Annotated in this window: 10 protein-coding genes; 9 read left to right on the forward strand and 1 reads right to left on the reverse strand. The window is 71.7% G+C overall.

What is annotated here, in order from left to right; genetic code table 11:
- Window positions 1–232: 232 nt before the first annotated feature.
- From ACIRD8_RS11020 to ssuE, 8 genes are all read left to right on the forward strand, one after another.
- The gene (locus ACIRD8_RS11020; protein ID WP_403988956.1) at window positions 233–1,801 is read left to right on the forward strand and encodes an ABC transporter substrate-binding protein; all 1,569 of its coding nucleotides are present in this window, start codon (window positions 233–235) and stop codon (window positions 1,799–1,801) included.
- Between the two features lie 37 nt (window positions 1,802–1,838).
- Entirely contained in the window at window positions 1,839–2,867 is a 1,029-nt protein-coding gene (locus tag ACIRD8_RS11025; protein WP_403988958.1) for an ABC transporter permease, read from the forward strand.
- A gap of 2 nt (window positions 2,868–2,869) precedes the next feature.
- Window positions 2,870–3,757, forward strand: coding sequence for an ABC transporter permease (locus tag ACIRD8_RS11030; RefSeq protein WP_403988960.1), 888 nt, complete (start codon window positions 2,870–2,872; stop codon window positions 3,755–3,757).
- Window positions 3,754–4,635 carry an ABC transporter ATP-binding protein gene (locus ACIRD8_RS11035; protein ID WP_403988962.1) on the forward strand — a complete coding sequence of 294 codons (882 nt, stop codon included), beginning with the start codon at window positions 3,754–3,756 and terminating at the stop codon, window positions 4,633–4,635. Before ACIRD8_RS11030 ends, ACIRD8_RS11035 begins: the two co-directional genes overlap by 4 nt.
- A complete protein-coding gene (locus ACIRD8_RS11040; protein ID WP_403988964.1) occupies window positions 4,632–5,504 on the forward strand; it encodes an ABC transporter ATP-binding protein in 873 nt (290 codons plus the stop codon). Before ACIRD8_RS11035 ends, ACIRD8_RS11040 begins: the two co-directional genes overlap by 4 nt.
- Before the next feature lie 46 nt (window positions 5,505–5,550).
- On the forward strand, window positions 5,551–6,891 hold the full coding sequence (locus ACIRD8_RS11045; RefSeq protein WP_403988966.1) for an NtaA/DmoA family FMN-dependent monooxygenase: 1,341 nt from the start codon (window positions 5,551–5,553) through the stop codon (window positions 6,889–6,891).
- A 64-nt stretch (window positions 6,892–6,955) separates the two neighbouring features.
- Entirely contained in the window at window positions 6,956–7,726 is a 771-nt protein-coding gene (locus ACIRD8_RS11050) for an alpha/beta hydrolase (RefSeq protein WP_403988968.1), read from the forward strand.
- A gap of 54 nt (window positions 7,727–7,780) precedes the next feature.
- Window positions 7,781–8,338 (forward strand): NADPH-dependent FMN reductase, encoded by a 558-nt coding sequence (ssuE, locus tag ACIRD8_RS11055; RefSeq protein WP_360360679.1) that lies wholly within the window; start codon window positions 7,781–7,783, stop codon window positions 8,336–8,338.
- Between the two features lie 13 nt (window positions 8,339–8,351).
- Here ssuE and ACIRD8_RS11060 read toward each other — a convergent pair whose 3' ends face one another.
- Window positions 8,352–9,767 (reverse strand): phytoene desaturase family protein, encoded by a 1,416-nt coding sequence (locus tag ACIRD8_RS11060; RefSeq protein ID WP_403988970.1) that lies wholly within the window; start codon window positions 9,765–9,767, stop codon window positions 8,352–8,354.
- A 247-nt stretch (window positions 9,768–10,014) separates the two neighbouring features.
- Here ACIRD8_RS11060 and ACIRD8_RS11065 point away from each other — a divergent pair, with 247 nt between their 5' ends.
- A complete protein-coding gene (locus tag ACIRD8_RS11065; RefSeq protein WP_403988972.1) occupies window positions 10,015–11,262 on the forward strand; it encodes an LAETG motif-containing sortase-dependent surface protein in 1,248 nt (415 codons plus the stop codon).
- The last annotated feature ends 145 nt before the right edge of the window (window positions 11,263–11,407 follow it).

Consider the following 11,407-nt stretch of genomic DNA (forward strand, 5'->3'; position numbering starts at 1 on the left):
CCCCGCGTCGGCCCTCCGCCTTCCGTCGCGCCTTCCCGTCGTATCCCCGTACGGGGCCGTGAGTTCCTCGACGTCCCCGCCCGGACCCGCTCCTGCCCAGCCGTGCGCCGACGCCTCGACGACGCATGCCCGCACACGCGACGACGGTTCGTGCGAGTGCCGCGCTCCCCTCTTCACGCTCCCCCGCCTCCTCCTGCCCTTTTCCGGGCCGGACCCCATCAGAGAGAACGAGATGTCCGCACGCCTCACGATCCGCCGCCGACCGGACGCCCGGTCGGCCCGACAGGCGGGCGGCCTGAGGGTCGCTGCCCTCGGAACCGCCTTCGTCGCCCTGCTCGTGCCGGCTCTGAGCGCTTGCGGCGGCAGCGCCTCGTCGTCGGCCGGCAGCGCCACCCTGAAATGGGCCTCCTCCTACTTCCCGAGCCACTGGGACCCGGTGGTGTCGGGCAGCGGCGCACAGTTCCGAGAACTCGCCCTCGTTTACAGCTCGTTGACGCGAACCGACGAGGAGGGAAAGGCCGTCCCGGACCTCGCGGAGAGCTGGGAGTACAACGAGAAGGGTGACGGGATCACCTTCCATGTACGCCCCGGGCTGAAGTTCAGCGACGGGGAGCCGGTCGACGGCGCGGCCGTGAAGGCCGCGATCGAGCGGGCGCAGAAGCAGAAGAACTCCGCGCTCTTCGGCGACCTGACGTCGATCGGTTCGGTGAAGGCCGCCGGTCTCGACGTCACTCTGGACCTCACCCAGGTCGACTACCAGATACCGCAGCTGCTCGGCGAGCGCGTCCTGCAGATCGCCAGCCCCAAGGCCGCCGCGAACCCCACGAAGCTGGACCAGAACCCCGTCGGCGCCGGTCCGTTCGTCATCGACCAGCTGATCCCGGGCACCAAGGCGGTCCTGCGGAAGAACCCCGACTACTGGGACGCGAAGAACATCCACATCGACGACGTCGAGCTGGTGTCCGCCCCCGACGCGTCCACCGTCGTCTCGGGACTCCAGACCGGGGTCTACAACTTCGCCGACCTCGACCCGAGCCAGGCCTCGGCCGCGGAGAAGGCGGGTCTGGACGTGTTCTCCCAGCCCGGGTTCAACGCCTCGAACATCAGCCTGAACGTCAACAAGGCGCCGTTCGACGACGACAGGGTCGTCGACGCCCTCCGGTACGCGGTCAACCGCAAGGAGTTCGTCGACAAGCTGACGTTCGGTCACGGCGAGTCCACCGACCAGCCCTTCCCCAAGGGCTATGTGGCGTACGACGCGAAGTCGGAGAACGCCTACCCCTACGACCCGGCGAAGTCGAAGAAGCTCCTGGCCGAGGCCGGTCACCAGCCCGGCGACATCAAGCTGAACCTGGTCATCCCGGCGGAGGACCCGCAGGCCGAGATCGTCCAGTCGCAGCTGGCGGCCGTGGGCATCAAGGTCACCATCAAGATCGACAAGAACTGGGCCACCCCGTTCTTCGCCAAGGACCTGGCGTTCTCGCTGTACTCGACGACGGGCCGCGACTCCGCGGTGCAGACGCTCACCGCCCACTTCGGCCCGAACGGCCCGCTGAACCTGAGCACCCCGTACGAGCCGGACGGCTTCAAGGAGGCCGTCGCCAAGGTCCGGCAGACACCTCTGGACGCGCCCGACTACGCCCAGGTGCTCCAGACGGCGACGCGTGCGGGTCTGGAGAGCAAAGCCCTGATCTTCACCTTCTCCTCGCCCAACCTCTTCGCCAAGAGCAAGGCGCTCTCCGACCTGCCGAAGAACCCCGCCCACATCGACTGGACCGGCGTGAAGATCGCCGGCTCCTGACCGTCCGTCCACTGCAGAGAAGAGAGGAGGCAGTCCGATGACGACGATCACGCCGGAGGCCGCTCCTGAGCGCCGCCGCCGGGTCGCCACGGCCAGGGTGCGGCATGCGGCGGGGCGGGGGGCGGCCGCCCTGGGCCGCTCGGTCGCGATCTTCGTACCGGTGTTCCTGGTGGCGACCTTCGTGACGTTCGCCCTGCGCTCCATGAGCGGCCTCAGCCCGGCACGCATCCAGCTGGGCGAGGAGGCGACCCCCGAGGCGATCCAGCGCATCGAGGCCGAGTGGGGGCTCGACCAGCCGTTCCTGACCCAGTACTGGAACTGGTTCACGGATGTCCTGCACGGGCAGCTCGGCACCAGCTGGGTCAACGGGGCCGACATCTCCACGCTGATCGGACTCGGCCTGGGGGTGAGCCTCTCCGTCGCGGTCCTCGCGCTGGTCATCGGTGTGGTCGTCGGCTTCCTCCTCGGCACGGTGGCGGCGCTGCGGCGCACCACCCTCGTCGACCGGGCGATCACGGGGTTCGTCACCGTGATCTCGGTGATGCCGGCCTTCGTCGTCGGCATCGTGCTGGTGGCGGTCCTCGCGGTGGGGTTCGGCCTGTTCCCGTCGGCCGGCTACATCCCGGCCGAGCAGGGCGTCGGCCCCTGGCTGGCCCACATCACGCTCCCCGCGCTCGCCCTGAGTTTCGACGTCATCGCCGATGTCGCCCGCCAGCTGCGGGCCGGCCTCATCGCGGCGTACGGCGAGAACTACGTGACGGGCGCGGTGGTCCGGGGCCTGAGCCCGCGGCGGATCTTCTTCGCCCATGTCCTGCGCAACGGGCTCGGGCCGGCCCTCGCCACGATGGGCCAGAAGTTCCCGGCGCTGGTCGGTGCCTCCGTGGTCACGGAGTGGATCTTCGGCCTCCAGGGCTTCGGCAGGTTCGCCAACGACTCGGCCCAGGCCGGTGACGTACCGGCGGTGCAGGGCGTGCTCGTGGTGTCGATCGTGCTGGTCGTCTCCTTCAACCTGATCATCAATCTGGTGCTGGCGCGTGTCATGCCGGCATCCCAGCGGGGGGTATGACGATGGTGCGCCGCGTCCTCTCACTCACATCCGGCCGGATCGCCTTGGTCATCCTCGTGCTGATCGCCCTGCTCGCCGTCTGCGGTCCGTGGCTCGCCCCGCAGGATCCGCTGGCGACGAGCGACAACACCCTCGCGTCGGCCTCGGGCGCCCACTGGCTGGGGACGGACTACCTGGGCCGTGACGTGTTCAGCCGTCTCCTGGACGGCTCTCGGATCAGCGTGCTCGGTTCGCTGGAGGTCGCACTGATGGCTCTCGTCGTCGGCGCGGTCCCCGGGATCCTGTCGGTCTACTCGGGCCGGGTCTTCGAATGGCTGACCCTCCGGCTGGCCGACACCCTGGTGGCCCTGCCGTTCCTGCTGTTCGCCATCGCGGTGATCGCGCTCCTCGGCAACGGCATCACCCAGGCCATGCTCGTCACCGGGGCCCTGGTCTCCCCGCTCTTCTACCGGGTGTCCCGGGCCGCCACGCTGGCCGTGGCCCGTTCGCCGTACGTGGAGGCCGCGATCGTCTCCGGGGCCTCGGTCGGGTGGATCGTACGCCGCCATGTCTGGGTCAAGGTGCTGCCGCCGATCGCGGTGGCGCTCGCGCAGACCATCGGCGTGGGCTTCGTCATCGTCTCCAGCCTGACCTTCCTCGGGATCGGCGTGCAGCCCCCGGCCCCCACCTGGGGCGGTCTGCTCGCCTCCGACCTGGGCTACCTCAGCCACCAGCCCTGGGCCCCGGTGGCACCCGCCCTGCTGATCATGGTCACCGTCTGGGCGTGCAACCTGCTCGCCGACGCCATCCGCGACGTCTCCGGTGAGGCGGGCCGCGCGCTGGTCAACCGGCGCAGGGCCCGGTCCCGTACGGGCACGTCCGCCCCCGTCCCCGTGGGAGGTTCGCGATGAAGACCCTGTCCCAGAACACCGCCGTCGACAGCGCCCTGGAGCACGCTCCGGCCGCCCCAACCGCTCCCCCGGTGATCGCCGTACGCGGCGTGCACATCACCGACCGGGTCACCGACCGGGAGATCGTGCACGGCGTCGGCTTCGAGATCGCCCCGGGCAAGGCGGTCGGCATCGTCGGGGAGTCCGGCAGCGGCAAGACGCTCACCTGCCGGGCGGTGCTCGGCATCCTGCCCCCGCACTTCGAGGTCTCCGGCGGATCGGTCGAGATCGACGGCACCGACATTTCGACCCTGACGCCCCGGCAGTGGACGGCCCTGCGCGGCACCACGGTCGGCGCCGTCTTCCAGGACCCGGCGTCCTACCTCAACCCGTCGATCCGGGTGGGCGCCCAGATCGCCGAGGTCATCCGGGTCAAGAAGGGCGTGAAGCGGCGCGAGGCACGCCGGCAGGCCCTCGAACTCCTCGGGGCGGTACGGCTGCGCGACCCGGAGCTGGTCTACGGCCAGTACACCTACGAGCTGTCGGGCGGCATGCTCCAGCGCGTCCTGATCGCGGCGGCGATCGCCGTCGAACCGCGGGCGCTCATCGCCGACGAGGCCACGACCGCCCTCGACGTCACGGTCCAGGCCGAGATCCTCGACCTGCTGGCCGAACTGCGCGAGCGCACCGGCCTGGCGCTCGTCGTCGTCTCCCACGACCTGGCCGTCGTCGCCCAGTTGTGCGACGAGGTGCTGGTGATGCGGCAGGGCGAGGTGGTGGAACAGGGCCCGACGCACTCGGTGCTGCACGACCCGCAGCACCCGTACACCCGGCTGCTCATGGCCGAGCACGAGCAGTACGGCCTGGACAAGTTCCTCACGCCCGAGGAGGCGTCATGACCACCGCGTCGCCCGAAGCGAGGACCGCCGACGGGGAGGCCGGGGCTCCGGCCCCCGTCCTGGCCGTCGAGAACCTGGAGGTCCGTTACGGCCGGGGCCGGCGGGGCCGGAGCGCCCTGCGCGGGGTCTCGCTGAGCGTGGCGCCCGGGGAGACCGTGGGCGTCATCGGCGAGACGGGCTCCGGGAAGTCCACGCTGGCCCGCGCCGTGCTCGGCCTCGTGCGCGCCTCGGCCGGCTCGATCCGGGTCGGCGGCGAGGACGTCACCGGGTACGGCAACCGCCGGTGGCGCGCCCTGCGCCGCCGGGGCGTCGTCCAGTACGTCTTCCAGGACCCGCTGCGCAGCCTCGACCCGGACCTCACCGTCGAGGACTCCCTGATCGAACCCCTCCTCATCCAGGGCGTGGAGCGCAAGGAGGCGGTGGAGCGGGCCCGCGCGTTCCTCGACCGGGTCCACCTGTCCGGAGAGCTGCTCGGGCGGCTGCCCGGCGAGCTCTCCGGCGGCCAGCGCCAGCGTGTCGCCGTGGCCCGCGCCCTGGTCACGGAGCCCGCCCTGGTCATCCTCGACGAGCCGGTCAGCGCCCTGGACTCCGCCAACCGCGTCCAGGTCCTGGAGATCCTCAAGGAGCTCCGCGCCGCCGGGACGTCCCTCGTCTTCATCTCGCACGACCTCGGCTCCATCGCCGGGACCGCCGACCGCATCGCCGTGCTCTACAGGGGTGAGCTCGTCGAGGTGGGCACCGCCCGTGACGTCATCAACCAACCACGGCACGTGTACACGCGCCTGCTCGTCGGTTCCGCGCCGACGCTGCACTCGCGGACCGCCGACCGCTCCGAGCGAGAGGCCCTGCGCGCCCAGCTGACCGGCTGACCGCCCGGCCACCCGCCCGTCCCCCGCACCACCGAGAGGAACACCCATGTCCCGCAGGATCCATCTCGCACTTCACCCGTACGGAGTCGGCGGCCCCGGCCAGCACGGCCTCTGGAAGGACCCGCTGGTCGCGAAGAACGCGAGCATCGACATCAACTACTACATCCAGCAGGCCCAGGCCGCCGAACACGCCCTCTTCGACGCGCTGTTCGTCGTGGACAGCCAGTTCATCAACTCCACCTACCCGTCGCACTACCTGAACCGGCTGGAGCCGCTCACCCTGCTCTCCGCCGTCGCCACCCACACCAAGCACGTCGGGCTGGTCGGCACGGCGAGCTCGACGTACAACTCGCCGTTCAACCTGGCTCGCCGGTTCGCCTCCCTCGACCACATCAGCGGTGGACGCGCCGGGTGGAACGTCGTGACCAGCTTCGACACCGGTACGTCGAGGAACTACGGGCTCGACGAACACCTCGACTACACCACCCGCTACGGCCGCGCCCTGGAGTCCGTACAGGTCGCCCAAGGGCTGTGGGACTCCTACGAGGACGACGCGTTCCCGGCCGACGTGGAGCGCGGCGTCTTCCTCGACCCGTCCAGGCTGCACGCGCTGGACCACGTCGGGGAGCACTTCAAGGTGGCGGGGCCGCTGAACATCTCCCGCTCGCCGCAGGGGCAGCCGGTCATCTTCCAGGCCGGGGTGTCCGACGAGGGCCGCGACCTCGCCGCGCGCGTCGCCGAGGGGATCTACGCACCGGGCGGCACGCTGGAGTCGGCGCAGGAGTACTACGCGGACATCAAGAAGCGCACCGCCGCCTACGGACGCGACCCCGACCACATCAAGGTCTTCATCCACGGCGGCCCGATCGTCGGCGCCACCGACGAGGAGGCCCGTCGCCGGGAGCGGGAGATCTTCGAGGAGGACAACGACTTCGCGAGCAACCTCGCGCTCCTGGGCCGGTCCTTCGGCGCGTACGACTTCAGCGTGCACGACCTGGACGCGCCGTTCCCGGACGTCGCCCACCTCGCCGAGAAGGGCGGCCGGACGGGCGCCGGGAAGATCATCGAGCGCGCGCAGGCCGAGGGCCTGACACTTCGTCAGGTCGCCGACTCCGTCAACGCGTTCCGCCGCTCGCCGTTCGTCGGCGCCCCGGAGACCGTCGCCGACACCATCGAGAAGTGGTCGGACGCCGGCACCCTGGACGGCATCAACCTGGCGTTCCGGAACAACGAGGACCTCAACCGCTTCGTGGACGGTGTGGTGCCGCTCCTCCAGAAGCGCGGCCTGTTCCGGACCGAGTACGAGGCCGACACTCTGCGCGGCAACCTCGGACTGCCCGTCCCCGCGAACCGCCACACCGCCGAGCGCGCGCCCGCGAACGACTGATGCCGGCCCGAACCCTCCCCGCAGGCATGCACGCACACGCACACGCATTCGCAGGAGTCATGAGATGACCGAGTACACCGACTTCCACGCCCCCGAGGGCCTGCGCACCCGAGGCACCGTCGTCGTGGTGCCGGGCCGGGGCGAGACCCGGGCGACCTACACCCGGCTCGGCAGGCGGCTGGCCGCCGACGCCTACCGTGTCCGCGTCGTCGGCGCCCCTGATCTCGACGAGGGTGATCCGGCCGGCTCGCTGACCCGCTTCGGTGAGCAACTCGCCGCCGCGGCAGAGGACTCGGCCGCCGACGAGGACGGATTCGTACGCCCCCTCGTGCTGGTGGGGGCCGACAGGGGAGCCATCGCCGTCGCGGCCCTGCTCGGCCGGAAGGACGTACCGTCCGCAGTGCGGCCGGACGCCGTCGTCCTCGCGGGGATCCCCGGCAGCGGGGCCGCCTCCGTCGGCGACTGGGAGGACGAACTCGACGTGCGTACCGCCTGCCCCGCCCATCGGGGCACGCTCACCGAGGACACCGGGATCCGGCGCGGCGCACTCGACGAGGCGGTGCCGGAGGCCCTGCTCACGGCGGCGTACGGCGGTGACATCGACGTCCCGGTGCTGCTCCTGACCGGCGACGCCGATCCGCTCGCGGACCGCGAGGCACTCGTGCGTACGGCGAAGTCGCTGCCGCGGGCCCGGCTCTCGGTGGTGCGGGACGCGCACCACGACGTCCTCAACGACATGCAGCACCGTTCGGTGGCGGCGGAGGTCGTCACCTTCCTGGAGACCCTGCGCAACGAACTGGTGCCGGTCGTCACGGTCGATTCGAGCGCGTGGTAGCCGCCGCCCCGTCCGGCACCTCCGGCATTTCCGCCCCGTAGAGAAAGGTCCCCCATGGCAACCATCCTGTCCGTCTCCGGCAGTCCCTCCGCCACCTCCCGCACCGCCCGGCTGCTGCGTCATCTGGACGACCGGCTCCGGCAGCAGGGCCACGACGTGACGCCGCTGGACGTACGCACCCTGCCCGCCGAGGCGCTGCTCGGCGCCGACTTCCGGCACCCGGCCGTCGTCGAGGCCACGGCGCTGTTCGAGCAGGCGGACGGTGTGGTCATAGGCACCCCCGTCTACAAGGCCGCCTATTCGGGGCTGCTGAAGACGCTGCTGGACCTGCTCCCGCAGTTCGCGCTGACCGGCAAGACCGTGCTTCCGCTCGCCACCGGGGGCAGCACGGCCCATGTGCTGGCGATCGACTACGCGCTGCGCCCGGTGCTCAGCTCGATGGGCGCGGCGCACATCGTCCCGGGCTGGTTCACGCTCGACAAGGACATCACCGCGGGCGAGGACGGCACCCTGACCGTCGCGCCCGGTACGGCCGAGGCGCTCGCCCAGGTGACCGACGCCTTCTCCCGGGCACTGGGCGGGCGTACGGCGGTGCTGGCGGCCGCGGGCTGAGCGGTCCCGCCGTTCAGGCCGCCCTCAGCCGCCGCCACACCGCCTTCGCCGCGTGGTGCCCCGACATACCGTGCACACCGGGGCCGGGCGGGGTGGCCGACGAGCAGAGGAAGACCGCGGGGTGCGCGGTGGCGTACGGCACGCGGGCGAGTTTGGGGCGGAGCACCGTCTGCAGGCCGGCGAACGCCCCGGTGGCGATGTCCCCGCCGACGTAGTTGGCGTTGCGCCGGGCGAGGGTGGGCGGCCCGGCGACCGCGCGGGCCAGGACCAGGTCGCGGAACCCGGGGGCGAACCGCTCCAGTTGACGCTCGATGACGTCGGTGGCGTCGCCCTCCCAGCCGGACGGGACGTGCCCGTACACCCAGAAGACATGGCGGCCTTCGGGGGCGCGGGTCGGGTCGACGATGCTGGGCTGCGCGGTGATCAGGAAGGGGACGCTCGGGGCGCGGCCGGCCACGGCGGCGCGCAGGGCCGCGTCGATCTCGGTGGCCGAGGGGCCGACATGGACGGTGCCGGCGCGCCGGGCCTCCTCGGCCGTCCAGGGCACGGGGCCCGACAGCGCGTAATCGATCTTGAAGCAGGAGGGCCCGTAGCGGTAGTGGTCGTAGGCGCCGCCGAGTCCTGCGATGCGGGCGAGCGCGGTCGGTGAGGTGTCGAAGATGTACGCCCGTGCGGGTGGCAGTTCGTCGAGGCGCCGGACCTCGACGCCCGTGCGGATGGTGCCGCCCTGTTCACGCAGGAAGGCCGCGAGGGCGTCGGAGACGGCCTGCGAACCGCCGCGCGGCACCGGCCAGCCGTTCTCGTGCGCGGCGAGCGCGAAGAGCAGTGCGATCCCGCCGGTCGCGAGGCCGCTCGCGGGTGCGATGGCGTGTCCGGCCAGGCCCGCGATCAGCCCGCGTGCCTTCTCCCCCCGGAAGCGGCGGGAGAGCAGCGTGGCCGACTGGACCGCGTCCAGTCCGAAGCGTGCCCAGCGGTACGGGTCCCGGGGCAGGCCGTCCCAGGGGGTGCGCAGGAAGTCCTGGGCGAGGGTGTCCCAGTGGCCGGTGTAGGGGGCGACCAGCCTGCGGTAGGCGCCGGCGTCCTCCGCGCCCAGCGACATGGCGGTCTCCCCGACGGATCCGGTGAGCACCGCGGCCGATCCGTCCGGGAAGGGGTGGGCGAGCGACAACGGCGCCTGGAGCCATTCGAGGCCGTGCCGGGCGAGCGGCATCGCCTTGAAGGCCGGGGATCCGATGCCCAGCGGGTGCACGGCGGAACACGGGTCGTGGTGGAAGCCGGGAAGGGTCAGTTCCTCGGTGCGGGCACCGCCCCCGACGGTCTCCCCCGCCTCGAACACCTCTACGGCGAAGCCGCGCCGCGCCAGCTCGACGGCGGCTGTCAGCCCGTTCGGGCCCGCCCCCACGACGACCGCATCCAGCATCGATGGCACCTTCGGACTCCTTCGTCAGCCGATGGCCAGGGCACCCAGGATATTCATGTACGCCGACAACGGACCCCCGGGTAGGCGGCGCTGGACCGCGGCTCGTCCCGCCGGTGGGGCCGAGGGGCGATCGGACGGGTGAACAGCCGGAATACGTGGTGCGTGCAACCGTTTGACGGCCGGAAGCGTCTGCCATTCAGGTAAGTGATGTGCCGGGGACGGCATTTTCACCGCACGCCACGACGAGGGAACTTCTATGACTCACACTCTTCCCGGCCGCCGTCTTTCGCGCGCCGCGGTCGGTGTACTCGCCGCCGCCACGCTGACCGGGCTCGCTTCCTTGCCCGCAGTCGCCGTAGCGGCGGAGCCGGACCTCGGGATCGGGCCGCTGGCGCCGGTCACGGGTGCGCAGCCGGGCAGCGGCGTCGATGTGCCGTTCTCGGTGCTGAACAAGGGCACCGAGGAGGTCGGGAAGGTGTGGGTGACCTACACCGTCACCTCGGGCCTGGCCGCGGCGGACTCCTACGGGAACTGCATGTACTCGACCGAGTCGTCCGCCGACGAGGAACCGGAGAAGGCCGTCGCGGTGTGCGCCGTCGAGCAGCCGTTGAAGCCCGGTGTCCTCTACGTGCCGGAGCAGCCGATCGGCCTGAAGGCGCAGGACAGCGCTCTGTACGACAAGGTCCGCGTGAGCATCGACTCGACGGAGCCCGGACCGTCCGACAACGGCGGGACCGACCCCGTGCCCGGCACGGGCGCTCCGCTGAAGCTGGTCGAGAAGGCCCCGGCGACCGACGCCGACCGGGCGAGCCACGACGAGGCGACCGGTTACGCGGACGTCACCGCCGTCAACACGGCCGACTTCGCGCTGACCGGCGCCCGGCTGAAGGGCGAGGTCGGTGACAAGGTCACCGCGTCGGTGAAGTTCGTCAACGACGGCCCGGCCTGGGTGTACCGCGAGCTGGGCCAGGGGGCCGCGACCGTCGACGTCCGGATACCGCCGGGCACGTCGGTCGTGAAGGCGCACGACTTCTGCAGCCCGGTCACCAAGACCCACTACACCTGCGGGACCTCGCAGTCGTGGGTGAACCCGGGGCGTGGCGAGACGTATCCCTTCGTCCTGCGGATCGACAAGGCCGTCGAGGGCTCGACCGGGAAGATCTCCTTCGCCGGGGCGTCCAGGCCGTTCGACAAGAACGCCGCGAACGACACGGCCGACATCGTCATCGACGCGGGTGCGGGCACGACGGGCGGCTCCACGTCCGGTGGTTCCTCGACCGGTGGTTCCACGTCCGGTGGCTCCACGACGGGCGGTTCCTCGACGGCCGGTTCCACCACCGGCGGTTCCACGTCGGGCGGCACCGCCCCGCAGACGACGGGCGGCAACCTGGCGGCGACCGGCTCCAGCTCCTCCCTCCCCCTGGTGGGCGCCTCGGCGGCGGCGCTGGTCGCGGGCGGCGGGATCTTCTACGCCGTCCGGAGGCGGGCAGCTGCCGTCAAGTAAGGGACGTACGAAATGAGTTGTGGGGGGGGGGGGGGCCCCGCCCCCCCCCCCCCGGGGGGGTTTAGGAAAAACGGCCCCCCCCCCCCGCCCCCCCCCCCCCCCAGAAAACCGCGCGCGGGGCCGCGGGGCGCCCCCCCGGGGACCC

It is taken from the genome of Streptomyces sp. NPDC102451 (genome assembly GCF_044765485.1).
In the GTDB taxonomy this organism is placed as follows: Bacteria; Actinomycetota; Actinomycetes; order Streptomycetales; family Streptomycetaceae; genus Streptomyces.

What these genes read in the sequence shown, in the direction of transcription:
- ACIRD8_RS11020 (WP_403988956.1), top strand. Translation starts at nt 233, where the DNA reads ATGTCCGCACGCCTCACGATCCGCCGCCGACCGGACGCCCGGTCGGCC.
- ACIRD8_RS11025 (WP_403988958.1), top strand. Translation starts at nt 1,839, where the DNA reads ATGACGACGATCACGCCGGAGGCCGCTCCTGAGCGCCGCCGCCGGGTC.
- ACIRD8_RS11030 (WP_403988960.1), top strand. Translation starts at nt 2,870, where the DNA reads ATGGTGCGCCGCGTCCTCTCACTCACATCCGGCCGGATCGCCTTGGTC.
- ACIRD8_RS11035 (WP_403988962.1), top strand. Translation starts at nt 3,754, where the DNA reads ATGAAGACCCTGTCCCAGAACACCGCCGTCGACAGCGCCCTGGAGCAC.
- ACIRD8_RS11040 (WP_403988964.1), top strand. Translation starts at nt 4,632, where the DNA reads ATGACCACCGCGTCGCCCGAAGCGAGGACCGCCGACGGGGAGGCCGGG.
- ACIRD8_RS11045 (WP_403988966.1), top strand. Translation starts at nt 5,551, where the DNA reads ATGTCCCGCAGGATCCATCTCGCACTTCACCCGTACGGAGTCGGCGGC.
- ACIRD8_RS11050 (WP_403988968.1), top strand. Translation starts at nt 6,956, where the DNA reads ATGACCGAGTACACCGACTTCCACGCCCCCGAGGGCCTGCGCACCCGA.
- ssuE (WP_360360679.1), top strand. Translation starts at nt 7,781, where the DNA reads ATGGCAACCATCCTGTCCGTCTCCGGCAGTCCCTCCGCCACCTCCCGC.
- ACIRD8_RS11065 (WP_403988972.1), top strand. Translation starts at nt 10,015, where the DNA reads ATGACTCACACTCTTCCCGGCCGCCGTCTTTCGCGCGCCGCGGTCGGT.